The organism is Klebsiella planticola (assembly GCF_000783935.2).
Classification (GTDB): Bacteria; Pseudomonadota; Gammaproteobacteria; order Enterobacterales; family Enterobacteriaceae; genus Klebsiella; species Klebsiella planticola.
Map to the genome: position 1 here is coordinate 2,450,472 of NZ_CP026047.1, position 25,312 is coordinate 2,475,783.

The following is a 25,312-nucleotide window of genomic DNA, read 5'->3' on the forward strand; positions in this document are numbered from 1 at the left end:
ATGACTATTCACACTACGCATAACAGTCAAACCCGCGTTGCTGAGTCGGGTAAGTTTAAAAAGCAGTTGACCTTAACCGATCTGACGTTTATTGGCCTGGGGGCGATTTTCGGTTCCGGCTGGCTCTTTGCCGCCAGCCACGTCGCGTCGATTGCCGGGCCCGCCGGGATCGCCTCGTGGGTGATCGGCGGCTTTGCGGTTTTGCTGCTGGGTATCGTTTACTGCGAACTGGGGGCGGCGCTGCCGCGCGCCGGGGGGATTATTCGTTATCCGGTCTTTTCGCACGGTGAGCTGATGGGGTATCTGCTGGGTTTTATTACGCTGATTGCCTTCTCAAGCCTCATTTCTATCGAAATTGTCGCCGCCCGTCAGTATGCCGCCGCCTGGTTCCCGGCGTTGACCCAGCCGGGATCCAGCTCGCCGACCCTGCTGGGCTGGGTGGTGCAGTTCCTGCTGCTGTGCTTTTTCTTTGCTCTTAACTACTACAGCGTCAAAACCTTTGCCCGCTCGAATAACTTTATCAGCGTGCTCAAGTTCCTGGTGCCGCTGCTGGTGGTGATTACCCTGTTCACCTTCTTTAAGCCGGAAAACCTGCATACTCAGGGGATTGCGCCGTTCGGTATGTCCGGAGTAGAAGCGGCGATCAGCGCCGGCGGGATTATCTTTGCCTATCTGGGCCTGACGCCGATTATTTCCGTCGCCAGCGAGGTTCAGCATCCGCAGCGTACGATTCCGGTGGCGCTGATTCTGTCGGTGGTGCTGTCGACCATTATCTACGTGCTGCTGCAGCTGGCGTTTCTCGGCAGTATTCCGACGGAAATGTTAAGCGGCGGCTGGGCGGAAGTGAGTAAACAGTTCTCGCTGCCGTATCGCGATATCGCTATCACCCTCGGTATGGGCTGGCTGGCCTTTATGGTGATTAGCGATGCGATCATCTCCCCGAGCGGTACCGGCAATATTTACATGAACGCGACGCCGCGCGTTATCTACGGCTGGGCGAAAGCCGGAACCTTCTTTAAAGCCTTTACCCACATTGATAAAGAGTCCGGCATTCCGCGTCCGGCGCTGTGGTTGACCTTCGGTCTGTCCATCTTCTGGACGCTGCCGTTCCCCTCCTGGGAGCAGCTGATCAGCGTGGTCTCTGCCGCGCTGGTGTTGAGCTATGCGATCGCGCCGGTGACCGCCGCAGGGCTGCGCCGTAACGCGCCGGATCTGCCGCGTCCCTTCCGCGTGCGGGCGTTCGCGATTATTGGGCCGGTGTCGTTCATGATCTCCGCGCTGATCGTGTACTGGTCCGGCTGGACCACGCTCTCCTGGCTGCTGGGGCTGCAAATCGTCATGTTTGTGGTCTACATCCTGTGCAAAGGTAAAGTGCCGGTACATACCGTCAGCCTGGCGCAACAGGTGAAATCCTCGCTGTGGCTGATCGTCTTCTATGCGCTGATCATGCTTTTTTCCTGGCTGGGCAGTTTTGGTGGTACTAATGAGATACCTCACCCCTGGGATACGGTGCTGGTCGCGGTGATGTCGCTGGCAATTTATTACTGGGGCGCGCGCAGCTGTCTCCCCCAGGCTAATTTTAGCGGAGACGAAGAAGAGTAGAGGAGAAGGTCATGGAAACGGTAACCCTGTCGTTACCCGAAGCTTATGCGCTGGCGATGCGGGCGCTGAGCGCTAATGGATTCAACGAGGATCACGCGGCGGCGGTAGCGCGCAACGTCACCGGTGGGGAGCGCGATGGCTGCGCTTCCCACGGCCTGTGGCGGCTGTTGGGAATCGTTGACACCCTGCGTAAAGGTAAGGTCTCCCCGGATGCCGGGCCGCAGATTGACGACCGGGCGCCGGGGATTGTTCGCGTCGATGCTGGTGGCGCGTTTTCGCTGCTGGCGTTTGAGCGGGCGTTGCCGCTGCTGGTGGAGAAGGCGCGCCGCAGCGGTATCGCCGCGCTGGCCATCAACCGCTGCGTGCATTTTTCGGCGCTGTTTGCCGATATTGAACCGTTAACGGATGCCGGCCTGGTCGGACTGGCCTGTACGCCGGGCCATGCATGGGTGGCGCCTGCGGGCGGCAGCCTGCCGCTGTTTGGCACCAATCCCGTCGCCTTTGGCTGGCCGCGGGGAGATAAGCCGCCGTTTATTTTTGATATGGCCACCAGCGTGGCGGCGCGCGGCGAGATTCAGTTGCATCAACGTGCCGGGAAAGCGTTGCCGGAAGGATGGGGGATTGATAGCCAGGGTCAGCCGACCACGGACGCCGGAGAGGTGCTGGCCGGGGCGATGCTGACCTTTGGCGGCTACAAAGGCTCAGCGCTGGCGGCGATGGTCGAGCTGCTTGCCGGGCCGCTGATTGGCGATATGACCAGCGCGGAATCGCTGGCGTGGGACGGTGGCGCGGGCGGGCTACCCTATGGCGGAGAGCTGATTCTGGCGCTGGATCCGCAGCGGTTCCTCGGCGCGGAGGCTGATGCGCATCTGGCTCGCGCGGAGACGCTGTTTAACAGCATGCAGGCGCAAGGGGCGAGACTCCCGGGCGAACGGCGCTATCTCTGCCGTCAGGAGAGTGAACGCCAGGGCGTCACCATTAGCCGTTCGTTATTTGATGAGATTTCCGCGTTGAGCGAGTAGTTGAGCCGCCTGCGGATTTGTCGCGGCCCGGGCAACGGGAGGGCGGTGGTTTCCCCGGTGGCGCGATGCCTGGCGACGGGAAAATGGGTTTTCTGGCAGCCAGATAAGGCGTCAGCCGCTATCCGGGAACGTCATCAGAACAAGGTGTCCAGCTCCTCGGGCAGGGGGCTCGTCAGCCACCGGCCGCAGGGGGGGCCCTTGTCGAAGGTCAGACACGGATGGCGGTGCCAAACACCACCATGCCGCCGATTTGCATATCGCAGCCCTGACCGGAAACGGCTTACAGCGTCAGGCGCATGGCGCAGCGCGTTTCCGGCGGCAGACCGTGTTCCGTTTCCAGCTCCCTTTTCGCCGCCAGTCCCGCCGGCAGCCTTAGCTCGCTCAGCATTGAAAATCCCAGACGCGTGTAAAACGGCGCGTTCCACGGCACGTCGCGGAAGGTGGTGAGCGTGACCGCCGGATATGCCGCCTGCCGGGCGGTCTTAATGACCTGCTCCAGCATCATGCGGCCAATGCCTCGTCCCTGCCACGCCTGATGAACGGCGATCTCGACGATAAACAGCGCATCATCCAGCGGTTCGCTCAGCAGGAAGCCTATCGGTTGTTCATCGGCCACGGCCAGCAGGCTATGGTCAGTTTCAAGGAACAGCCGGTGGCGCTCGGGGCTTATTACTTCGCTTTCCGCCAGCCAGGCTAGCGCCGGGATCTGGCGAAAAGACTGGGCCGCCGAGCGCTCAATTGCGGGCAGGAGAGGTATGTCGCGCTCTTGAGTCAGGCGTAACGTCGCGGCGGCAGTTATAGTGTTAGTTTTCATCACCTCAGCATAGCAGCCTCCGGGAGAAATGTATGGAGCTTACCGCCGTTTCCGCTACCCAGTTCAGCGTTGCGCAACTCACGACGATCCTCAGCGACTGTTTTGAAGATTACCTGGTGCCGGTTTCGCTGCCGCTGGCGGTGTTCGTTCAGCGCTTCAGCTCTGAGGGGCTGAGCCTGCTTGATTCCTGCGTCTGGCTGGATGGCGAGACGCCGGCGGCAATCGCCATCGTGGCCCGGCGCGGCGATGAGGCGAGGCTGGCGGCCTTTGCGGTGCGTCCGGCCTGGCGTGGAAAAGGCATGGGCCGTCGGCTGATGACACCGCTCATGACCTCGCTACGCGAGCAGGGCGTGCGGCGGATGTGGCTGGAGGTGATCCGCGAAAACTATGCGGCGGTGGCGCTGTACCAGTCGTTAGGCTTTGTTGTACATCATGGGCTATGCGGATTTGTCAGTACCCGGGCAGAGGATGCCGCGGCAGCGGTGCTGGAAGAGGGCGATGTGCTCCCTCTGCTGCGCAGAGCCGGAGCGGAGATCAATGGTCGTCTGCCGTGGCTGATGGACCCGTTTACCTTCGCTACGCTGCCATGCCGGACGCTCACTCTGAATCAGCAGGCTTTTGCGGTGCTGGCAACCTTAACCTCCACGCCGCAGCTACAGTTTTTGTGGGTTGAGCCCTCCGTTCGCGGCCGCGGACTGGCGCATGAGATGCTGAGGGCGTTGGCCCGGCAGTTCCCCGGCCTGAGTACTTCGGTGATCATTCCCGAATCATTTACGCCGCTGTTTAGCGCGGCGGGGTATGCGACCCTGGCGCTAAAGCAGTATGAGATGTGCGTGGAGTTCAGCGGGTAACCGCCTGCCGAATGCTAGCGAATGCGCCCCGGTTCAGGTCATGAGCCGGGGCGGCAGAGTTAACCGTCGCTTTTTACCACTTTAAGATCCACCATGCCGATTCCCAGCTGACGCGGCGCGTGGCCAAGGATATTCCCTTCGTTGGTGGACTGCGGATCCGGCGGGACGATAATCAACGTATCGCTGCGCGACGGGTTGTCGAAATGTAGCGTGGTGGTGGAGACCTCGTTGGCCAGGGTGAGGATCTGTTCGCTGTTGCCCACGCGGACCGGGATCGGTTTATTGGCGTTCGGCCCGTAGGCTTTGGCGGTAATCACCAGATCGAATTTTTCCGGTAGCGGTTCTTTATATTCAATCTTCACTTCGCTGCCGAGCTGGGCGTTGGACCAGCGGCCCCACGATTCCGGGCGGGAAATTCCGCTGAACTGCCTGACCTCTTCCGGCGCGCCGGCAACGTTAAAGACAAAGCTGTCGGCTTTGTAACGAATATCGTTATCGACGATCTTCAGGGTATCGACGTTGCCTTTGTAGCGCTCCATATCGATAACGGTATCTTTAAACGCCGTTTTTCCCTGCCACCGGGGCTTATCAACATGCTGCACCTTCTGTTCGCCGCCGAGCTGGCCCTGGGAAACGCACCAGTCGGTGGAGAGTGCCAGTTCAGAGGACCACAGCTGGCCCATTTTGTAGCAGCGATCGATCCACACGAAGTTATCCCGTGGGGCAAAATCGGCCAGCTGGAAGCGCAGCGGGGCGGAATATTCGCTCTCCGGCAGCGGCTCAACGCGTTTATCGGATACCCGCAGCAGCAGGGGGAGGCGGAAATGGCTGCCGGAGAATGAGACGGTGTTCTTTTGGCTGTCGATGGTGAAGTCTTTCATCTCTTTCGGGAAGTTCCACAGGCGGATGATATCCGGTTTCCATGCCAGCACTTTCTCTTTCATATTCATGAAAATACCGGACAGCGATTGCCCGGACAGGCTGCTGCGGCCCAGACCGATAAAGTTATCGCCGCCAAGGATGTCCAGCACCGTGGCGCCGTTGTCCATGGTATTGCGCTTCACGGCCAGCGTCTCCTGCTGCGGCTGGTCGCCGCGCAGAACAAAGAACAGGTTGCTGCGATCCTGTTTGTTGAGATAGTCCCAGGCGGTGTTTTTCATCGCCAGATGATCGGAAGAGACCACGATGACCGTATTTTTGAAATACGGGGAGGCTTTGATTTTCTCAATCAACGCCGCGATATGCTCCTGACTACAGGTGACCGCGCTAAAGGAGAGGTTCTTTTTCCCGCCGATATCATAGCTTTTACGCTGGCAGGTGCGGGAGATAAAGCCGTCCGGATGGTGGGTGTCGACCGTCAGCGCAAAGAGCGAGAAGCGTTTACCGGATTGAGAAAGCTCTTCGAATTTTTTCCAGGTTTCATCCAGAACGGTGTCATCATAGAAGCCCCAGTCATTGCGGTAAGCGGGGTCGGCAACCGTGCTTTTCAGCTCTTCAGCGCCGTACAGGTAGTCAAAACCGTGGGATTTCAGGAACACATCTTTGCCGGCGAAACGCAGGTTGGCGCCCTGCACGAAATAGTTTTCATAGCCGGAGTTTTTCAGAATGTCGCCGAGGCAGATATTCTGCGGGAAGAAGCTGGAGACCGAGGCGGAGGCGTTGCCTTCAAACGGCGCAAACAGCGGAATGCCGCACTGGGAAGCCACCATGCCGGCGATGGTGTAATCGGTACCCGGAAGCTGGGTGGTGTTGCTGAAATCGAGTCCTTCGTTTTTTAGTTTGCCGAGTTCGGGCGTCAGGTCGGGAAAGGCGTCGTTATCAAAATAGGTGCGTTCGAGGCTTTCCCCGTAGATATAGACCAGGTTCAGCTTCGGGTTCGGAATGCTCTTCGCCGGCTCTTTGTAATAGGCGATAAAATCGGGATCGCCGTCGCGGGACTGCGATTTGACCAGTTCGCTGATTTGACGAAACGCCGGGCTGGCATCCACGGAGGCCAGCGCCAGCACCAGCGCCAGCAGGCTGTAGCCGAAGTGATGAGGATGATGGCGGCGACGGCGCAACACCCATCCCAGCGCGCTGAATACGGTCACCAGCGCCGCCACCAGCCCGACGCCGGGAAGAATATATTTACTGACGCCGGCCCCGGTCAGGCTGTTGGTCAACGTATAGAGGACCGCGTCGTTAATACCGTCCCCGGTGAAGTAGTCGCTGGCATAGAGGGTAATATTAAGAACCACAAACAGCCCCAGCACCGTTAACGTGGCGGCAAACCACCAGGTGTTACGACCGGCTTTTAAGGCATAAATCACCACCGAGGTGAGGAACAAGGCGATGGATAACAACTCTGACACAATTCATCCTCATTAGCGCCAGTTGACCGCTGGCAGGATAGACTATTTTCCACGCTACACTGTAATTGCAGTGCCATATGGCTGCAATTGTAGAGTCATGAAACTGTGCAGTAGTTCAGAATTGGTTTAGAAATGGTCATTTTTGATCGGGGTCACATCCCTCAACCACGGGATTGTGTGCTGAAGAATGACGAAAATCATGGCTGCGGCCGCGTTAACAGCGCTAAGGCAGTAAACGCGGCGTCAGTGAAAAAAATCAGGAGAGGAAGTTAACGCCCTGTTTTAAGACCAGATCGCAGGCTTTGGTTTTTACTTTCTCCGCCAGCGGGCTGCTGCCGAGCGTGTTGAGGTTCAGCTGCTGACCGCTATTATTGCTCAGAAGCCCCTGCAACCCTTCCAGATAGCTGGTGTCCTCTTTCTGTTTTTCCGGCGTGCTGAGGCCGAGTTTATCCAGAACCTGATTTTTGACGTTTTCCGTGTTGGTGACCGAGGCCAGTTTTTGTTTGGCACAGTAGGACATAATCCCGGCGGCATTGTTCATGCTGCTGGCGGTCAGGGACTGATTGCCGCCGTTCAGCAGGCTGGTCAGCGAGGACATCGACAGGGCGCCGCTTTCCTGAGAGCCGCTCTGGCTGCTAAGCTGGCTGGCGGCGCTGGAGAGGGAGTCCTGCCAGGAAGCCGCGTGGGCGCCGGCGGTAAAAAATACGCCGGCAATCAAGGTCGTGCGGAATAAGAGTTTTGCAGATTTCATCAGTGTACTCATCATGGTTACTTAAGCATTTCTGCAGTATAACCCCGGCAGGGTTCGGAAATATCTCAATACTCTTTGCCGGTGACCCGATGACGATAGCTGTCCCAGTTGAAGATGACCCACAGGCTGTTGCCAAGACGCATACGATCCATGACGCGCTCGCCGAGCAGCTTGTTCATCTCGTCCATGTTGCTGTTGGTCAGCATCCCGGTCGGGCGCTTTGAGGAGGATCGGCGATCGACGATCTGGTTGATGATCACTTTTTCGTAGCGCGACTCCGTCTGCATCCCGATCTCATCGATCACCAGCAGATCGACCTTGCTCAGATCGTTAAGGAGCTGTTCTTCGCTGGTTTCCCGATTGCCAAACGTCTCTTTCATCGCCGACATAATATCAGCGACGGTGATGATCAATACCGATTTCCCGCGTAGCAGCAACTCGTTGCAAATGGCGGCAGCCAGATGGTTTTTGCCGGTGCCGGGTTTGCCGGAAAAGATGAAACTGGCGATGTTGCCATCAAACTCTTCAACGTACTGGCGTGCCCTGGACAGCGCGTTCATCTGGCCTTCGCACTCGACCCGGTAGTTTTCAAACGAACAGTTCTGGTGCAGCGGACGGATGCCGGAGCGGTTAAACGTCCGCTGCATTTTCATGGCGCGGTTTTCGCGCTCCAGCGCTTCAGAACGCAGTTTGCCCTGCTCTTTTTGCCAGGCCAGCAGCTCTTCGCCGGTTTTAAACGCCGGTTCGACATGGGCTGGCATCATTTTTTGCAGACGCTTCATCAGGTCGCCAACGTTTTTCATGCTCATCCTCTGAAACCTCGTGGAATATGGCTATCCGGTTCGCTGACCGTATTCACATCGCGCCGCGGCTGGCCGCCGTTGCTGGCCCGGCCGATCTGTACGCTGCGCGCCAGCTTTTGCTGCCATTGCACATGATGAAAGACTTTGCCTTCCGCCTGCCAGTAGGCGACAAACGCCGCCAGCTCTTCCGGCGTCACCGGTTGGCTGAGGGCGATGCCCCAGAGCGCGGCCATGCGCTGGAAATCCGCGTCCGGCTGCCAGTCGGCATACATGGCGAATTTCCCCACGGGGATAGCGGTTGGCGCTGCGCTGGGTTCGTCGAAAAACTGCGTATCGAGCGCAACATCGCTGCCGGGGCGAGCCAGTTTTGCTTCCAGTTCCAACAGTTGCGCCAGGCGTTCCGGCGTGAGCGCGTAAAACGCTGGGGCATTGTTGGCAAAAACGGCAACCGCGCCGCTGGCCGATTTTGCGAGAACGGCCGCGTGGTCCTGAATAAAATCATCCAGGCCGCTAAAATCGGTGGTTAATATTCGCGAAGACATAACACTATCTCAATTCTGAACAACAATAGAGAGGGGTCATCGCCCCCGGATACCTGTCGTCTTTCAGGCGCTTTATTGCTGACTACGGGCGTTAATCCGACCCGCTGGCTTCAGGCAGCGTATCGGGATCGCCTCTGCTGTCGCAGTAAAGCAAACTGAAATCCATTGGCTATAGTAGCACAGCGTCGGGCCAAATCCCTGCTATACCCGTGGGCGCTTACGGTACAGCCAGAGACCCGGAATGGAAAGACCGATAGAGAGGGCGCCAACGATGGAGGAGGCCTTGAGGAAATTACTCAGCAGCATGATCATCATCTCTTCCGAGTAGCCAAAATGGCTGATTTTCACCGCCGAGATCATTGCCGTATAGGCGGAAATTCCGGGGAACATCGGGATCACGGCCGCGACGGTGAAAATTTTGGGATGCGCCAGGTACCAGCGGGACCATTGAATGCCGATGCTGCCAACCAGCAGAGCGGCGAGGAACGTTGCCCACTCAATATTGAACCCTGCGGTCATCATCACCATGCGCGAACCGTGGCCGATTGCTCCCAGCAGCGCACACCAGCGCAGCGCGCGCTGCGGTACGTTAAACACCATAGCAAACCCGGCGGCCGGAATGGCCGACAGCGCCATATCCTGAAGCAGCGTGAACAGATACGAAATTATGCCCATCCGCGTAGCCCCCACATGGTCATTGCCATCACCACGCCAATACAGGTGGCCAGCGTCAGCAGGCTGGCCAGCGCCCAGCGCGCCAGGCCGGTATTGATATGCCCTTTAAACATATCCGCAACGGCGTTAATCAGAGGGAAGCCGGGCACCAGCAGCAGCACGCTGGCGGCCATCGCCACCGTTGACGTGTTGGTAAAGGCGGGAAGGCGCAGCATCAACCCGGAGATGGTGGTGGCGACAAAGGCGGTGATACAGAAGTTTATCTGCGGATGCATCGAGCGATGGGTCAGGAGCTGGCGAATATACATGGCGATAGTGCTGGCGCAGAAGGTGACCAGCGCACCGTCCCAGCCGCCGTTGTTGAGCTTGCAGAAACAGGCGCAGGAGAGTCCCACCATCAGAACCACCAGCCAGCGCGGATAGCGCAGCGGCTTAATCTGCGTAAAGCGCTTCTCCACATCTTTATAATCCAGCAGCTTATGCTCGGCCATAATCACAATATGCTGCACTTCCGTCACTACGTGCATATTGATGCCGCGATCGACGTTTTTACGCGTAGAGGTCAGGCACTCGCCGTCTTTAATCGTCGTGAGCACAATTGCATTCGAGGAGATGGCGCTTTCAACGCTGTCCATACCGAGCGCCCGCCCCAGACGAGTCGAGAGCTCCTCAACCAGCGCGCTCTCTGCGCCATGCTGTAACAAGAAAAGTCCACACTGAATACATAGTCGCGTAATTGTGCGCTGAACTGCCCGATCTGCTTGCATAAGTACCCGCTGTCCGTCACATCCGATGCCGTCATGTCTGTTGATACTTTAACCTGAACTCGCGCTTTCTCTGAGGGGGAGCGGATCAAACAATGCGCAAAAAGTCTCCGCAGGCGGCCGAAATAGAATTTGAACTCCGCCACACTTCTTTAAAACTGTTGAAAAGTGCATTTTTTGCACGGATTTTTGCCTTCTTTTTCTCGCCCGGGTTATCAAAAATGCAGGAGGGAACTTTTATTAAACAAAAAACAAACAAATAATTAACCGCTGAGAGTGAGACAATCCTATGAAAACACAGGTCGCGATTATCGGGGCTGGCCCCTCCGGGCTGCTACTGGGGCAACTGTTGCATCGTGCCGGGATCGAAACCGTTATTCTCGAGCGGCAAACGCCGGAATATGTGCTGGGGCGTATCCGGGCGGGGATTCTGGAAAGCGGCACCGTCGGTCTACTGCGAGAGGCCGGAGTATCGCAGCGCATGGATGCAGAGGGGCTGGTGCATCATGGGGTTGAGTTTTTATTTGAGGGGCAGCGGGTACCGGTTGCGCTGACGGAGCTGACCGGTGGAAAAAGCGTGATGGTATACGGCCAGACCGAAGTGACCCGGGATTTAATGGCGGCTCGGGCTGACTGCGGCGCACCGATCATTTATGGCGTCAGCGAGGTGATGATTCAGGATGCGAAGAGCGATCGGCCGTCAGTCTCCTTCGTCAGCGGCGGGGAAATCTGCCGCCTGGAGTGTGATTTTATCGCCGGTTGCGATGGTTTTCACGGTGTCTCGCGACAAAGCATCCCGCGTGAGATTCTTAAAGAGTATGAAAGCGTCTGGCCGTTTGGCTGGCTGGGTCTGTTGTCAGACACGCCGCCGGTTAACCCGGAGCTGATTTATGCTCACCATGAACGGGGATTTGTTTTATGTAGTCAGCGCTCACTAACAAGAAGCCGCTACTATTTGCAGGTGCCGCTGAGCGACAAGGTTGACGCATGGTCGGACCAACGTTTCTGGGACGAGCTGAAGCGCCGCCTGCCGGATGAGCTGTCTGGCAAGTTAGTGACTGGTCACTCACTTGAGAAAAGTATTGCGCCGCTGCGCAGCTACGTGGTGGAGCCGATGCAGTACGGGCGGCTGTTCCTGGTGGGCGATGCGGCGCATATCGTGCCGCCGACCGGAGCAAAAGGGCTGAATCTGGCCGCTTCCGATGTGAACTATTTGTGGCGCATTCTGCGGGAGTATTATCACCGCGGCCGCACCGATCTGCTGGCGAGCTATTCTCGTTTTGCTCTTGATCGGGTGTGGAAAGGGGAGCGGTTCAGCTGGTTCATGACTCGCCTGCTGCATGATTTTCCGCAGCAAAGCGAGTTCGATAAAAAAATGCAGGCGGCAGACCGTCGCTATTACCTCGGATCGCGCGCCGGGTTGACCACCATAGCAGAAAACTATGTGGGTTTGCCCATGGAGCGAGTGGCGTAGGGAATCAACAGCTGGAGTTGTCATGCAGGACACCAATACCGTTCCCGTTTTTAAATTGTATGGCGAAGAGCGCGACTGGCCCACGCCCGATCTCCTGCACTGCGAGTCGATTGTGCAGCGCAGCAGCCTGTATGAGTGGCATATCCGCATGCATCAGCATGCGGAGATGGTGCAGTTGCTCTATTTACATAAAGGCAGGGCGGAGATCGAAATTGAAGGGACAACTACCGTGATGACCGAATCCTGTATTCAGGTGGTACCGGCGTTGTGCATTCATGGGTTTCGTTTTTCACCCGGCACTCAGGGTTATGTTCTGTCGCTGGCGCTGCCGCTGCTCAGCCATTTTGAACGCCAGTTTGGCCGTCAGCTTGATGTTCTCGCTCAGCCGCAGTGCGTGCCCGTAAAGCACTCCCGCGGGCATATCCGCGCGCTGTTTACGGCACTACGGGAAGAGTATTGCGAAGAGCTGGACGCCCGGGAAATGATGCTGCACTCGCTCTTAGGCGCGCTGCTGGTTTGGCTGAACCGGCAGTGCCTCCCGACGTCGGTCGCCGAAGGGAAAGCGGAACGAAAGCGCAGCGTCATGCGTCATTTCTCTCGCCTTATTGAAAGCCATTACCGGGAACATCTGCCGCTGGCAGAATATGCCCGCCAGGTTGGGCTGTCGGCGACGCACCTCAATTATTTGTGCCGTGAATTTCATGGCTGCAGTGCTCTGGGTGTTTTGCACCAAAGACTGATGCTGGAGGCGCGGCGTAATTTGCAATATACCACGATGACTGTGACTCAACTTTCTGATTACTTAGGGTTTTCAGATGCAACTTATTTTTCCCGTTTTTTTCGTCGCTATAGCGGCGTGTCGCCAAAAACATTCAGGAATGAAATTAAATAAACTCTGATGTGATAGGTTTGCGTAATTCTTTCTAAAGTCTGCTTTCATTTTTTCTAATTTATTGTTGCTCTTTATGTATGCTAATGTCGTTTATTGCGAAGGCCAGCAATGCAATTCCCCACTCTAACATTTGGTACAGAGCGTAGGGCCGAAACGTTCGCCAGGGGTGACACAGATTCACCTGGCAAAATAATATTATGGTTGCCAGGGGGCCATCTGTTTTATGCCAGACGTGAATCTTCTACAGAAAACGGAGGATTTATGTTACCAGGACATGATCAGTACGGCATCATCATCAGCAAACTTCCGGTTATGCAGTCCGGTTTAAAAACAATCACCAGTGAATGTCTCCCCGACTATATATTCAGCCGCTGCCGTTCGCCGGAGGAACTCACGCTAACCGAACTGGGTCGAACCCGGCTGGTCATTGTCGACCTGTCCGGCGATCCCGGACAGCCTCAGGAAGTTTGTGAATATTATTGTTTTTTAATGGCTCAGTATAAAGATATTCACTGGGTTTATATTATCGGGCGCGCCAGCGATCGCGAGGCTCAGATATTTTTAGCTCGCGATAACAGTACATTAGTTTCCGACACGGCGCCGGTGGCACGTTTAGGTGCAGCGATATGCACGGGAGGAGCGAGGCGCCCGGAGGAGTCGTCTGCCTCCAGTGCTAAAGCGACTTTTCTCAATACGCAAACCGATACGGTGTCGATGAGCCCGGAGATGGTAAGCACTTTGACTTTATCCGAGCGCAAGGTTTTACGGCTGCTGGCAAAGGGCTGGGAAATTAATCAAATAGCCTTCTTATTGAAAAAAAGTAATAAAACGATTAGCGCGCAAAAGAATAGCGCCATGCGCCGTTTATCCTTGAATGGCAATGCGCAGATGTATGCCTGGATTAATAGCGAACAAGGGATGAAAGAGTTAAATATATCCTCAGAATATGGAGAGTCGCAGGAATGGAGAAGCGTAACGAAGCGCAACGCATTGCTGTCATCGAACAGTGCGTGATGACCGAGACGGCGCTTCGTTTTATCTTAAACGATCGTTATAACGAAAATAGTGGCGTTCATTTTTTCAAAGATATTCAGTCATTGACGCAAACGATGAATATCAGGCATGTCACTGCGATTATTTTTTCACTTTCCGGTCATCGTCAACTGCGACTGGAAAGTTTACTTTTTTTTCAGGAGGCTGCTTATACCCATCCGAATATTCTGCGAATTATTCTGGCGAATAGCGGAGAAGAGCGTGACTTAATTACTCAACTGGTGCCATTTCACCTGCACGGCGTGTTAAATAAATCCTGCGGTCGTGAAACGTTGCAGGAGCAGCTATTTCAGCTACTTGAGCAGCAACTCGCCCCTCTTAACGAACCAGCCAGCCGCAAGGCGCTATACGGTCATCGCCTCAGTTCAATCGAGCAAACAATCCTTCGCTATATCGCCTGCGGCCATTCATTGTCAGAGATAGCGGTTCAGCTGGACCGGAATATCAAAACCATTCATGCCCACAAATACAATGCGATGGCCAGGCTGGGCATCAGCTCAGCTCTCGGTCTGCTGAGCGCAGCCGATATTCTGATCCATCTCCCGCCGCCGTGCGGCGGAGATGCTGCGGAGGCAGGGATAGCGTAGCTGTGCTTCAGGGATTCTACTGGCAAACATCAATCCAGGTGGCTTCGGTCAACTGCGCCATTCTGTCCGGTGAAATGCGTACTGCGCTATGGATAGCGCCTGCGGCCGGTAAGACTTCCGGGTACTGTTTTAGCGAAATATCGCAGTAGATCGCCAGCGGATTTTCCAGCCCGAAAGGGCACACGCCGCCCACCGGATGCCCGGTCAATATCACCACCTCGTCACTGCTGAGCATGCGCGCTTTCGCGCCAAATGCGTCCTTCAGTTTTTTATTATCCAGCCGGGCGTTGCCGCTGGCGACGACAAGGATGACCTGTTCTTTCACTTTTAATGAAAGGGTCTTGGCGATTTGCCCAGGTTCGACATGATGCGCGGCGGCTGCCTGGGCAACGGTGGCCGTACTTTGATTCAGTTCGATGATGTCGATATCGGGGGCATGTTCGGCAAAAAACTGCCGCACGGACTGCAGGCTCATTGGGATCTCCTGATTAATGACCGATTTAATCTGTCACAAGCCCGGGGGAGTGTAAATATTGTTGATTGAGAATCAGGAATTATTCCAATTTCTGGATCTTCTTCACAATCACCGTAACCGGTTACTGTAACCGGTTGCTGTTCTGCTCGCTCAGATGAATACTGGATGGGTAACTTCCCTGTATCACATATAACAAAGAGCCGTGTATGAATCGTGCTGACTTGAACAGTATAGAGAATGGAATGGCCGGCGTGGTTGTCCGTTCACAGAACAACTTTCATCACAACGGCAGAATAATCGTTGTTGGGCCAGTATCTAAAGCCTGTCAGGAGGGCTGCTATGTCTGCTAACCATGCTGCGTTTAATCTGATATTTCGCTTTGTAGAAAATTATATAAGCCCTGTCGCCGGGCGAATCTCGTCGCAGCGCCACGTGATGGCTATCCGTGACGGTTTTATCTCGGCGATGCCGTTTATGATTGTCGGGTCATTCCTGCTGGTCTTTGCCTACCCGCCGTTTTCGCCAGATACGACCTGGGGGTTTGCGCGCGCCTGGCTGGATTTGGCGAAAGAGTTTGAAGGGCGGATTCTGACGCCGTTCGATATGACGATGGGCATTATGTCTATCTACATTTGTGCCGCGATCTCTTATAACCTCGGCAAGCACTATGAGAAGACCAATCAGCTCGATCCCTTTATGTGCAGCATGTTGTCCATTATGGCTTTTCTGCTGGTGGCAGCGCCAAAAACGAACGGCACCCTGCCGGTCGACAGCCTCGGCGGCACGGGGATTTTTACGGCGATTCTGGTGGCCGTGTACTGCGTTGAAATGATGCGTTTCCTGAAGGCGCACAATATCGGTATTCGCCTGCCGGATCAGGTGCCGCCGATGATCAAAAACTCCTTTGATCTGCTCATTCCGGTACTGGTGGTGGTGCTGACGCTCTATCCGCTCAGCCTGTTTATTCAGCACCATTTTGACATGCTTATTCCGCAGGCCATCATGGCCATCTTTAAACCCCTGGTATCCGCAGCGGACTCGCTGCCGGCGATTTTACTGGCGGTGCTGATCGGCCATTTGCTGTGGTTCGCCGGGATCCACGGCGCGGCGATTGTCTCTGGCATGCTGCAAATGTTCTGGCTGACTAACCTCGGGATGAACCAGCAGGCGCTGGCTCAGGGCGCGCCGCTGCCGCATATCTTTATGGAGGCGTTCTGGACCTTCTTTATTGTTATCGGGGGGTCTGGCGCCACAATGGGACTGGTCTTCTGCTACCTGCGCAGTCGGTCGGCGCATTTGCGTTCAATCGGTCGACTGAGCGTCGTGCCAAGCCTGTTTAATATTAATGAGCCGGTTATTTTCGGCACCCCTATCGTCATGAACCCGGTCTTCTTTATTCCGTTCCTGCTGGCGCCGATGGTTAACGCCATATTGGCCTGGGCGGCGATGAAGCTGGATCTGATTGGGCGAGTGATTTCAGTTGTACCGTGGACGGCTCCGGCGCCAATTGGCGGCGCGTGGGCATTGGGCTGGGATTTCCGGGCGGCAATACTGGTGGTTATTCTGGCCTGCGTCTCGGCGATTATCTACTTCCCGTTCTTTAAGGTATATGAGAAACAGCTGCTGGCGCAGGAGGCTGAAGAAGCTCAGCGCATGGAAGAAGAGAGCCAACAGACAGCATAAGATAACCGGCGGGCGGTCCGCATGCCGCCCGCCGTGAATGGCATTATTTCAGCGTGCAGTCCCCGCACTGATGAACGTCTGGCAGACGATTACGTTGACAGCAGGTGCGGCGCACCAGCAATCCTTCGCGTAAAATCACCGTTCGCCACAGCGGATTGTCCTGGCCATCGGCAAACTGCTTTTCAAAGAAGCAGTGTTGACGCAGGGCTGTAACCTGCTCGTCACCCAGCAGCGCTTTCATTTCCCCCAGATACCAGTTGATCAGATAGCCGGTATTGCTCCAGATAAGCTTGCCATTGATATCTCCGGTTGCTTCCAGCGCCTGTACCACCGGCAGCAGGGCGTTGGTCACCAGCGTTTCCATACGCGTTTGCGGCGAATGGCTTCTGGCGGAGGAGTCTGCCTTGACATCGATCCAGAAGCAGGCCGCGCGGCCCGTTTCGTGAAATTCAACGCGAAAACGCTCCGGCGCGACGCTGATAGCGGTCTCTTCACTGAGCAGCGCCAGCATCAGCGGCGGCACCAGCAGGCCGATGTACCATTGCGCCCAAAGTGAGAGCAGCGGCTTTTGTTCACGCGGCATCGTCGGCTGGTTGCGATAGATATGATCGGACCAGGTGGCCAGCAGAGAGCTGAGTACCGTGGGCGCAGACCATTCAGCGAGCGTCAATGCGCATGGCGGGGCCTCTTCATCCAGGCGAAGAAAATCCAGCAGATGAGGACGAAGGGTGGTGATTTTTTCCCGAATCGCATTCGCCAACGCATCTTTGGCCGGCAGCAGCGGAGCCTGCCAGATGATGTCGATGTCATTGCGGAATGAAGCAGAACGGTAAACCATCAAATCGCCAGATATGAATCTAAATGAGAATGATTAGTGATACTAGTTAGTTGTCCGGGCGATGGCAAGATATTTGTCTGCGCCGCGTGCGCTGTACCATGCGGCGGCGGGGCGGGATCAGCTGGCGAGAATAATGTTGCGGCCCTGGCCTTTGGCTTCGTAGAGCGCCGTATCGGCTCTTTTCAGGGCGCCATCGATATCGGAATCCATGAGAGGCGTCATGCCAATACTGATGGTGACATTGGTGGCGACGCTTTCATTAAACATATGAGGAATTTTCAAATCGTAGACCTGCTGGCGGATACGCTCTGCGGCCAGAGAAGCCGCTTCCGTGGTGCTGTTTGTTAACAGCACCATAAACTCTTCACCACCAAAGCGCGCGACAATATCACGCGATCGTACGGCATTGCGAATCGCGGCGGAGACCTGAATCAATGCCTGATCGCCCATCATATGGCCATAGTGGTCGTTGTAGGCTTTAAAGTGGTCAATATCCAGCAGCAGTACATGATGGTCACTGTCACTCACCGCCAGAAGGGTATCCAGGCGATTCTGCAGGCCGCGCCGGTTATATAAGCCGGTGAGAGGGTCCAGCATACTCAGATCGTTCAGGGTGTTGCGTTCCTGCAGTAATTTATCCATCAGCCCCTGGGTAAAGGCATCGCTGCGTTTTTGAATGATGTTTTGCAACGTAATGCCGGCAATGGGGAGCGTGAGACAATACAACATACGTAACCACTGTTCACCTTCGGCAAGGAACAGACAGGCGATAAATGTGGGTAAAGAGTGCAGGGTAAAGGCAGTGATATTATTGGGGAATGCAATAGCGCCAATAAACAATATGCTTAATAGCGCAATGACCAGAAAGTTAAAATGAGGCGCTGGCAGTAACAATGCTTTTTCCGTTATATGCGAGGCCCACAGCACACCAAATATCAGAGAAATAAAAGGAATATTTATTTTGCGCTGTGAAAACTTCCAGTGCCATAGCGCCAGGGCGGCGCTGAGAATAACGATCAGGACGCAGGGAAGGGTAAAGCTGACAGGGGTATACAGCGGACTGACTAGCGAGAAAACCGCAGAAATAAAAGTCAGCAGCAAAAAGAGCCGTAAGGAATATTGATATTTTTTGTCATAATGTTTTTGCCAGGATTGTGCAGTCATATTGGGCGTGTCGTTATTAGTCATTAAATTTCAAAATGATGGCTGCCAAAAATGAACGATAAAAAGCACTGCACACAGTGCGGTTTTTGCGAAATAATCAAATATTTTAATACATTAGTACGGCGCGTTTAATTTATCACCTTCACCGATCTATGTCATCAGGCCGAACGTAAAGAACGAAATATCCTGACAGGCAAAACATGACAAATGATAAAGGCTATCATATGATATTGGTTATCATTATCGATTGGAAAGGTGAGAACATGTTGCAGCGAGCTTTGGGCAGTGGATGGGCAGTGCTGTTGCCTGGGATACTGGTTGCTGCACTGGGAGGGGCTGGTCTGTCGGTAGATGCCTGGCGTGGGCTGGTTACGGTCGGGCTATTGATGACGGCATTGATGATCTGGCACCGGCGCTTACGGCATTTCGTACTGTTACCGTCATGCGTGGCGTTAATCAGTGGAATCATGCTGATGGCGTTGAATTTGAAACTGATGGGGTAATACAGAGAAGGGTAAGAATATTGGTGCGAGGGGGGGGACTTGAACCCCCACGTCCGTAAGGACACTAACACCTGAAGCTAGCGCGTCTACCAATTCCGCCACCTTCGCACAGTATTCTTAATTTTTGATATCGCCTCGTTGGTGCGAGGGGGGGGACTTGAACCCCCACGTCCGTAAGAACACTAACACCTGAAGCTAGCGCGTCTACCAATTCCGCCACCTTCGCACAGTGCGAGCGATATCTGCGTGGTTTATGGTGCGAGGGGGGGGACTTGAACCCCCACGTCCGTAAGGACACTAACACCTGAAGCTAGCGCGTCTACCAATTCCGCCACCTTCGCATACCATCGACACTATGAAAGTATCGTTACCACGGAGGCGCATTCTAGTGGTTTTCAGCTATTCGTCAATAGTTAATTGTGTGGCCTGGATTGATTGTTGCAAAAATGGTCGAATTTGCGGAGGGAGAACCGGCGGCGGGGTTGCCCTGCCGCCGGAGAAGACAAAAAATTATTTTTTCGCCTGACGGGTCATGACGGTACGGTAAACCTTAAAGCGACCGGTTTGGGCAATCACTTCATGGAAGCCGAAGACTTCATCCAGCACATCCGGATACGGCAGGAAGGCGTTGGCGACAATACGCAGCTCCCCGCCGCTGTTCAGATGACGGACCGCGCCGCGAATCAGCGTTTGCGCAGCTTCCTGGCTGGTCTGCAGGCCATCATGGAACGGTGGGTTGGAGATAATCATGTCGAAGCGACCGTTCACTTCGGAGAACACATTGCTGGCGAACACGTCACCTTCAATGCCGTTGGCGGCGAGCGTTGCGCGGCTCGCTTCGACCGCTGGCGCGCTGACGTCGCAGAGCGTCAGGCGGACCTTCGGCGAGTGGCTGGCCAGTACGGTCGCCAGCACGCCTGCGCCGCAGCCAACATCGAGCACTTTACCTTTGGTGTGCGGCGTCAGCGTTGAGAGCAGCAGCTGGCTGCCAATGTCCAGTCCGTCACGGCTGAATACGCCTGGCAGCGTTTTAATGGTCAGATTTTCCAGCGCGTATTCGCCCCAGTACTGCTGCGGATCGAACGTCGGCTGTTTTTCCAGACGCCCGTGATACAGCCCGCAGCGACGTGCGCTGTCCACTTTCGTCAGGGGGACATATTCGGCCAGCATCTGTTCGGCGCTGCGAACGCCGCTGCGGTTTTCACCGACGACGAAAACGTCAATCCCGACCGGCAGCAACGACAGCAGGTTCATCAATTGAAACTGCGCTTCCGGTTTGTTCTTTGGCCAGTAGTAAATCAGCGTATCGCAATCGGCAACGTCGCTGGCTTCGGCTACCAGACTAAAACGTACGTTTTCGCCCATCTGGCCGTTCAGGGCTTGCCAGTGGTGAAACTGTTGGGTGTGGGCGCGGCTGGCCGCGGTGTCCAGACGTGCGGGCAGGTCATCCTGCAGGTCACCGGCAAACAGAACGCGTGCGGGTTCGAAATCATCACTGTGGCGCAGCAAGACTTCACTTGCCGGGGTAAAAGCAGACATGAAACACTCCTTCATTAAGACTGGCGCCGATTATACACGTTATCCAGAATGCTGCCTCTTTGTTGGCGCTGCTGGGGCCGCCTGCGCGCGGATAACGCGATACACCTCATCTCTGACCGAGCGACAGGCACGTCGTACGTAGTTTGTTGGCGCAGATAAGCGGGATTTGCTATATTGCGCGCTTAATTAACAGGAGTGTTTCGCTATGACTTCCCGACGAGAGTGGCAATTACAGCAGCTGGGTATCACCCGGTGGTCGCTGCGTCGCCCCGGGGTGTTACAGGGTGAAATCGCTATCTCGCTTCCTGGGCATATTCGTTTGGTGATGGTGGCGGAAAACCCGCCGTCGCTGACTGAACCGCTCGCCAGAGATATTCTGTGTGCTCTGGCGCTGTCGCCGGATCAGGTACTGCAGCTCACGCCGGATCGCGTGGCTATGTTGCCGCAGGATAGCCGCTGCAACAGCTGGCGGCTGGGTACTGACGCACCGTTACCGTTGGCGGGCGCGCAGCTTTCGACGCCCGCTTTTGATGAACTCCAGACCAGCGCGCCTGCCCGTATGGCACTCTGGCAACAAATCTGCGCTCATGAACACGATTTCTACCCTCAACACGGCTGATTTGCCCCGTGCATGGCAAATAGAACAACGCGCCCACGCTTTTCCGTGGAGCGAACAAACCTTTGCCAGTAATCAGGGCGAGCGTTATCTGAACCTTCAACTGACGGTTGATGGCGAGATGGCGGCCTTTGCGATTACGCAAATTATCCTCGATGAAGCGACGCTGTTTAACATCGCCGTCGACCCGGCTTTTCAGCGGCGCGGCCTTGGGCGAGCGCTGCTGGAGCAGGTGATTGATGAGGTTGAGAAACGCGGGGTCGTGACGCTGTGGCTGGAAGTGCGTGCGTCGAACGTAGCCGCTCTCGCACTGTACGAGAGCTTAGGTTTTAACGAGGCAACCATTCGTCGTGACTATTATCCCACGGCCGACGGGCGTGAGGATGCGATCATAATGGCGTTGCCAGTCAGTATGTAACAGCCTGTTCGCCAGGCTTTTTTAAGGGTAGGTCTGACGCTGCGATGCTCAGATCTGCTGTAACAAGACGCCTGTAGGGCGGGCAATGACAGGGTGATACGATGAAGTGGGACTGGATTTTCTTTGATGCCGACGAAACGCTGTTTACGTTTGATTCTTTTACCGGTCTGCAGCGAATGTTTCTCGACTATAGCGTGACCTTTAGCGCTGAAGATTTTCAGGACTATCAGGCCGTGAATAAACCACTGTGGGTGGATTATCAGAACGGTACGATCACTTCGCTGCAGCTGCAACATCAGCGTTTTAATAGCTGGGCGGAGCGCCTCAGCGTGCCGCCGGGCGAACTCAACGACGCCTTTATGAATGCGATGGCCGAGATCTGCTCGCCGCTGCCGGGGGCGATATCGCTGCTGAATGCCCTGCAGGGGAAGGTAAAAATGGGGATCATCACCAACGGGTTTACCTCGCTGCAGCAGATCCGTCTGGAACGCACCGGCTTACGCGATCACTTTGATTTATTGATTATTTCTGAAGAGGTCGGCGTGGCGAAGCCGGACGCGCGCATTTTCGAATACGCGCTGGCGCAGGCGGGTCATCCCGATCGTTCCCGCGTACTGATGGTCGGCGATACGGCAGAGTCCGATATCCGCGGCGGGGTGAATGCCGGCCTTGCCACCTGCTGGCTGAACGCTCATCAGCGTGAACTGCCTGCCGATCTTCACCCCGACTGGACGGTGACCTCTTTAAGCGACCTGGAGCAGCTCCTGTGTAAACACTGATTGCCTCCCCCCTATTGATGGGTAAAATAGCCGCAATTTTTCGTATTCCACATGCGTGGCCGGTTGCCGCGTTTACTAAGAAGAATCAATTATGACGTTGTCTCCTTATCTGCAAGAGGTGGCTAAACGCCGCACTTTTGCCATTATCTCTCACCCGGATGCCGGTAAAACGACCATCACCGAGAAGGTATTACTGTTCGGACAGGCGATTCAAACCGCCGGTACCGTGAAAGGCCGTGGTTCGAGCCAGCATGCAAAATCAGACTGGATGGAGATGGAAAAGCAGCGTGGTATCTCCATTACCACGTCGGTGATGCAGTTCCCGTATCACAACAGCCTGGTTAACCTGCTGGATACCCCGGGCCACGAAGACTTCTCCGAAGATACCTACCGTACCCTGACGGCGGTGGACTGCTGTCTGATGGTCATCGATGCGGCAAAAGGCGTTGAAGATCGTACCCGTAAGCTGATGGAAGTGACCCGGCTGCGCGATACGCCGATCCTGACGTTCATGAACAAACTCGACCGTGATATCCGCGATCCGATGGAGCTGCTGGATGAAGTGGAGAACGAGCTGCGTATTGCCTGCGCGCCGATCACCTGGCCGATTGGCTGCGGTAAGCTGTTTAAGGGCGTGTACCATCTCTACAAAGATGAGACCTATCTCTATCAGACCGGTAAGGGCCACACGATTCAGGAAGTGCGGATCGTAAAAGGGTTGAATAACCCGGATCTCGATCTGGCCGTCGGCGAAGATCTGGCGCAGCAGCTGCGTGATGAGCTGGAGCTGGTACAGGGCGCTTCAAACGAGTTTGATAAAGATCTGTTCCTCGCCGGTGAAATCACCCCGGTCTTCTTTGGTACGGCCTTAGGTAACTTCGGCGTGGATCATATGCTGGATGGCCTGGTTGAGTGGGCGCCGGCGCCGATGCCGCGCAAAACCGATACCCGTGAAGTGACGGCGGAAGAAGAGAAATTTACCGGTTTCGTCTTTAAAATTCAGGCCAACATGGATCCGAAACACCGTGACCGCGTGGCCTTTATGCGCGTGGTGTCCGGTAAGTATGAGAAGGGCATGAAGCTGCGTCAGGTCCGTACGGGCAAAGACGTGGTGATTTCCGATGCGCTGACCTTTATGGCCGGCGACCGTTCTCATGTGGAAGAGGCGTGGCCGGGCGATATTATCGGTCTGCACAACCACGGCACGATTCAGATCGGTGATACCTTCACCCAGGGCGAGATGATGAAGTTCACCGGTATCCCGAACTTCGCACCGGAGCTGTTCCGTCGTATTCGCCTGAAGGATCCGCTGAAGCAGAAGCAGCTGCTCAAAGGGCTGGTACAGCTTTCTGAAGAGGGCGCGGTACAGGTCTTCCGTCCGATCGCCAATAACGATCTTATTGTCGGCGCGGTCGGGGTGCTGCAGTTTGATGTGGTCGTGGCTCGTCTGAAGAGTGAATACAACGTGGAAGCGATCTACGAATCGGTGAACGTGGCGACCGCACGTTGGGTGGAATCCACCGACGTGAAAAAATTTGAGGAATTTAAGCGTAAAAACGAAATTCAGCTGGCCCTCGATGGCGGTGATAATCTGACATATATCGCGCCAACGATGGTTAACCTGAACCTGACGCAGGAACGCTATCCTGACGTTCTGTTCCGTAAAACTCGCGAGCACTAATCCCTTCCGGAGCGCGGCTCTCACCGCGCTCCACGCTATTTTGTTGTTGTTTCCTGCGTTATAGAAAGTTCTTAAAGATCCCGTCAGCGTGACTTTTTGTGCATATTTTCCGTCTCTTTCATGACCTTCTACTATATTTAATAAGTAATTTTTAAGATTCTGGCTTAATAAGCTACTTATTTTGCTTTAGCGATATAGAAATAACGAGGACAGAGAGATGACAAGACTAAAGGATGCCGGGACGTTGCTGGCTCTCTTCTTAGGCTCAGCCATGATAAGCGCCTCGGCATATGCAGAAAATCCGCCGGCGAACAGCGCACAATCGGTTGCCTCCAGCGCCGGTCAGGCCGTCGACAGCTCGCTGAACAAAGTTGGCGATTTTATGGATGACAGCACTATCACCGCCAGGGTGAAAGCGGCGCTGATTGACGATAAAAATATTCGCAGCAGCGATATCTCTGTGAAAACCGAGAATAAAGTGGTGACGCTGAGCGGCTCGGTTGACAGTGCGGAGCAAAAAGATCTGGCGGTGAACGCCGCGAAAACGGTCAAAGGCGTGACCACCGTGCATGACCAGTTGAACGTGGTCGCAGAGAAGTCTGCTAGCCTGAAGGGGTACGCAGGCGATACGGCCATTACCAGTCAAGTCAAAGCCAAACTGTTGGCGGATGACATTGTACCGTCGCGAAAGGTCACGGTTGAAACCCGTGCCGGGACCGTACATTTATCCGGAACCGTTGATTCTCGTCAGCAGGCGGATCGCGCGGCAGACATTGCCAAAGCCGTTTCGGGTGTAAAAAACGTAGAAAATAATCTTAGCGTTAAATAAACCCATTCATTTAATAACGTTATTTCTCGTTAACTATTCAACTCTTTGAATTGCGCGTTGAATGACATGCGGGAGGTAAACAAATGAATCCTCTGGCGCTTATTCAGGTCATTTTATCGAGGAACACGGGCATCGCCCGAGCACCAGCAATTCGACGTATGACGAGTTAAGAAAAAGAGCATGACAGGGTTGATTTATGCGCGGCCTGAGCGCGCAGAAAAGCGACCGTTATCCACTATGGTAAGGAGCACATTATGTTTCGATGGGGCATTATTTTTCTGGTCATTGCACTGATTGCCGCCGCGTTAGGATTTGGTAGCCTGGCGGGTACGGCTGCCTGGGCTGCAAAAATCGTCTTTGTCGTCGGTATTATTCTGTTCCTGGTTAGCCTGTTTACCGGGCGCCGGCGCCCATAGAAAGCGGTCTTTCCCTGCCGCGCAGGACGCGAAAGGCGTTTTAATGACATAGCGTTTTACATAAAGCCAGTCCTCAGGACTGGCTTTCGTGGTTTCAGGGGGGTAATAATTGCAGGACGGCGCGGCGGTGGACGCCAGGATTTCAGATCCCTTGCGGGCGGTGAACGTCGCCCGACGGGCCGGGAGCGCT

At 55.1% G+C, this 25,312-nt stretch carries 26 protein-coding genes and 3 tRNA genes; 15 read left to right on the forward strand and 14 right to left on the reverse strand.

From position 1 onward, the window contains the following. The gene (locus tag MC50_RS11865) at positions 1–1,602 is read left to right on the forward strand and encodes an APC family permease (RefSeq protein WP_046853121.1); all 1,602 of its coding nucleotides are present in this window, start codon (positions 1–3) and stop codon (positions 1,600–1,602) included. Between the two features lie 11 nt (positions 1,603–1,613). Continuing rightward, on the forward strand, positions 1,614–2,624 hold the full coding sequence (locus tag MC50_RS11870) for an Ldh family oxidoreductase (protein ID WP_032698211.1): 1,011 nt from the start codon (positions 1,614–1,616) through the stop codon (positions 2,622–2,624). A 280-nt stretch (positions 2,625–2,904) separates the two neighbouring features. Here the strand turns inward: MC50_RS11870 and MC50_RS11875 are convergent, their stop codons facing one another. Further along, positions 2,905–3,438, reverse strand: a complete 534-nt coding sequence (locus tag MC50_RS11875; RefSeq protein ID WP_032689598.1) for a GNAT family N-acetyltransferase — start codon at positions 3,436–3,438, stop codon at positions 2,905–2,907. A 32-nt stretch (positions 3,439–3,470) separates the two neighbouring features. On the opposite strand from MC50_RS11875, the gene MC50_RS11880 reads away from it, so the two are divergent. After that, on the forward strand, positions 3,471–4,289 hold the full coding sequence (locus tag MC50_RS11880; protein WP_032689597.1) for a GNAT family N-acetyltransferase: 819 nt from the start codon (positions 3,471–3,473) through the stop codon (positions 4,287–4,289). A 59-nt stretch (positions 4,290–4,348) separates the two neighbouring features. Here MC50_RS11880 and opgB read toward each other — a convergent pair whose 3' ends face one another. From opgB to MC50_RS11910, 6 genes are all read right to left on the reverse strand, one after another. Continuing rightward, on the reverse strand, positions 4,349–6,640 hold the full coding sequence (gene opgB, locus MC50_RS11885) for a phosphatidylglycerol--membrane-oligosaccharide glycerophosphotransferase (RefSeq protein ID WP_032698210.1): 2,292 nt from the start codon (positions 6,638–6,640) through the stop codon (positions 4,349–4,351). A 256-nt stretch (positions 6,641–6,896) separates the two neighbouring features. Continuing rightward, positions 6,897–7,391, reverse strand: a complete 495-nt coding sequence (locus MC50_RS11890) for a DUF2501 domain-containing protein (RefSeq protein ID WP_032689595.1) — start codon at positions 7,389–7,391, stop codon at positions 6,897–6,899. A 65-nt stretch (positions 7,392–7,456) separates the two neighbouring features. Further along, positions 7,457–8,194, reverse strand: coding sequence for a DNA replication protein DnaC (gene dnaC / locus MC50_RS11895; protein WP_015585195.1), 738 nt, complete (start codon positions 8,192–8,194; stop codon positions 7,457–7,459). Positions 8,195–8,196: 2 nt separating this feature from the next. Then, complete coding sequence (gene dnaT / locus MC50_RS11900) at positions 8,197–8,736, reverse strand: primosomal protein DnaT (RefSeq protein WP_032697935.1); 540 nt, start codon at positions 8,734–8,736, stop codon at positions 8,197–8,199. Positions 8,737–8,937: 201 nt separating this feature from the next. Then, a complete protein-coding gene (locus tag MC50_RS11905; RefSeq protein WP_032689593.1) occupies positions 8,938–9,411 on the reverse strand; it encodes a threonine/serine exporter in 474 nt (157 codons plus the stop codon). Next, positions 9,402–10,178: a threonine/serine exporter family protein gene (locus MC50_RS11910; protein ID WP_032689592.1), complete on the reverse strand. Its 777-nt coding sequence runs from the start codon at positions 10,176–10,178 to the stop codon at positions 9,402–9,404. The genes MC50_RS11905 and MC50_RS11910 overlap by 10 nt, the downstream gene beginning before the upstream one ends. A gap of 286 nt (positions 10,179–10,464) precedes the next feature. Here MC50_RS11910 and pobA point away from each other — a divergent pair, with 286 nt between their 5' ends. The 4 genes from pobA to bglJ all read left to right on the forward strand — a co-directional run bounded on the left by pobA (position 10,465) and on the right by bglJ (position 14,181). Continuing rightward, on the forward strand, positions 10,465–11,649 hold the full coding sequence (gene pobA, locus MC50_RS11915) for a 4-hydroxybenzoate 3-monooxygenase (protein ID WP_047663973.1): 1,185 nt from the start codon (positions 10,465–10,467) through the stop codon (positions 11,647–11,649). Between the two features lie 22 nt (positions 11,650–11,671). Continuing rightward, positions 11,672–12,541, forward strand: coding sequence for a helix-turn-helix domain-containing protein (locus MC50_RS11920; RefSeq protein ID WP_032689590.1), 870 nt, complete (start codon positions 11,672–11,674; stop codon positions 12,539–12,541). 261 nt (positions 12,542–12,802) lie between these two features. After that, positions 12,803–13,555: a helix-turn-helix domain-containing protein gene (locus MC50_RS11925; RefSeq protein ID WP_047663975.1), complete on the forward strand. Its 753-nt coding sequence runs from the start codon at positions 12,803–12,805 to the stop codon at positions 13,553–13,555. Next, positions 13,504–14,181, forward strand: a complete 678-nt coding sequence (bglJ, locus tag MC50_RS11930) for a DNA-binding transcriptional activator BglJ (protein WP_047663978.1) — start codon at positions 13,504–13,506, stop codon at positions 14,179–14,181. Before MC50_RS11925 ends, bglJ begins: the two co-directional genes overlap by 52 nt. A 16-nt stretch (positions 14,182–14,197) precedes the next feature. Here the strand turns inward: bglJ and MC50_RS11935 are convergent, their stop codons facing one another. Then, positions 14,198–14,656 carry a YbaK/EbsC family protein gene (locus MC50_RS11935; protein WP_032689587.1) on the reverse strand — a complete coding sequence of 153 codons (459 nt, stop codon included), beginning with the start codon at positions 14,654–14,656 and terminating at the stop codon, positions 14,198–14,200. A gap of 339 nt (positions 14,657–14,995) precedes the next feature. On the opposite strand from MC50_RS11935, the gene MC50_RS11940 reads away from it, so the two are divergent. Next, positions 14,996–16,339 carry a PTS sugar transporter subunit IIC gene (locus MC50_RS11940; protein WP_032689586.1) on the forward strand — a complete coding sequence of 448 codons (1,344 nt, stop codon included), beginning with the start codon at positions 14,996–14,998 and terminating at the stop codon, positions 16,337–16,339. Positions 16,340–16,382: 43 nt separating this feature from the next. On the opposite strand, the gene fhuF is transcribed toward MC50_RS11940, so the two are convergent. Then, entirely contained in the window at positions 16,383–17,177 is a 795-nt protein-coding gene (fhuF, locus tag MC50_RS11945) for a siderophore-iron reductase FhuF (protein WP_032698207.1), read from the reverse strand. Positions 17,178–17,294: 117 nt separating this feature from the next. Next, positions 17,295–18,341, reverse strand: a complete 1,047-nt coding sequence (locus MC50_RS11950) for a GGDEF domain-containing protein (protein WP_032689584.1) — start codon at positions 18,339–18,341, stop codon at positions 17,295–17,297. Positions 18,342–18,604: 263 nt separating this feature from the next. Here MC50_RS11950 and MC50_RS11955 point away from each other — a divergent pair, with 263 nt between their 5' ends. Next, entirely contained in the window at positions 18,605–18,844 is a 240-nt protein-coding gene (locus MC50_RS11955) for a DUF1435 domain-containing protein (RefSeq protein WP_032689583.1), read from the forward strand. Between the two features lie 21 nt (positions 18,845–18,865). On the opposite strand, the gene MC50_RS11960 is transcribed toward MC50_RS11955, so the two are convergent. The 4 genes from MC50_RS11960 to rsmC form a co-directional block, all read right to left on the reverse strand. Continuing rightward, a tRNA-Leu gene (locus MC50_RS11960) sits at positions 18,866–18,952 on the reverse strand. Between the two features lie 31 nt (positions 18,953–18,983). Continuing rightward, a tRNA-Leu gene (locus MC50_RS11965) sits at positions 18,984–19,070 on the reverse strand. Between the two features lie 28 nt (positions 19,071–19,098). Continuing rightward, positions 19,099–19,185, reverse strand: a tRNA-Leu gene (locus MC50_RS11970). A 169-nt stretch (positions 19,186–19,354) separates the two neighbouring features. Then, positions 19,355–20,383: a 16S rRNA (guanine(1207)-N(2))-methyltransferase RsmC gene (gene rsmC / locus MC50_RS11975; protein WP_032697940.1), complete on the reverse strand. Its 1,029-nt coding sequence runs from the start codon at positions 20,381–20,383 to the stop codon at positions 19,355–19,357. Between the two features lie 205 nt (positions 20,384–20,588). Between rsmC and MC50_RS11980 the strand changes: the two genes are divergently transcribed. The 6 genes from MC50_RS11980 to MC50_RS12005 all read left to right on the forward strand — a co-directional run bounded on the left by MC50_RS11980 (position 20,589) and on the right by MC50_RS12005 (position 25,122). Continuing rightward, positions 20,589–21,002 carry a DNA polymerase III subunit psi gene (locus MC50_RS11980; RefSeq protein ID WP_047663981.1) on the forward strand — a complete coding sequence of 138 codons (414 nt, stop codon included), beginning with the start codon at positions 20,589–20,591 and terminating at the stop codon, positions 21,000–21,002. Then, positions 20,971–21,417: a ribosomal protein S18-alanine N-acetyltransferase gene (rimI, locus tag MC50_RS11985; protein ID WP_032689581.1), complete on the forward strand. Its 447-nt coding sequence runs from the start codon at positions 20,971–20,973 to the stop codon at positions 21,415–21,417. Before MC50_RS11980 ends, rimI begins: the two co-directional genes overlap by 32 nt. Positions 21,418–21,518: 101 nt before the next feature. After that, positions 21,519–22,196, forward strand: a complete 678-nt coding sequence (yjjG, locus tag MC50_RS11990) for a pyrimidine 5'-nucleotidase (RefSeq protein WP_032689580.1) — start codon at positions 21,519–21,521, stop codon at positions 22,194–22,196. Positions 22,197–22,287: 91 nt separating this feature from the next. Then, positions 22,288–23,877, forward strand: coding sequence for a peptide chain release factor 3 (gene prfC / locus MC50_RS11995; RefSeq protein ID WP_004857644.1), 1,590 nt, complete (start codon positions 22,288–22,290; stop codon positions 23,875–23,877). Positions 23,878–24,094: 217 nt separating this feature from the next. Then, on the forward strand, positions 24,095–24,706 hold the full coding sequence (osmY, locus tag MC50_RS12000) for a molecular chaperone OsmY (RefSeq protein WP_032689579.1): 612 nt from the start codon (positions 24,095–24,097) through the stop codon (positions 24,704–24,706). A gap of 254 nt (positions 24,707–24,960) precedes the next feature. After that, positions 24,961–25,122 (forward strand): DUF1328 domain-containing protein, encoded by a 162-nt coding sequence (locus tag MC50_RS12005; protein ID WP_004857650.1) that lies wholly within the window; start codon positions 24,961–24,963, stop codon positions 25,120–25,122. Positions 25,123–25,312: the final 190 nt, after the last annotated feature.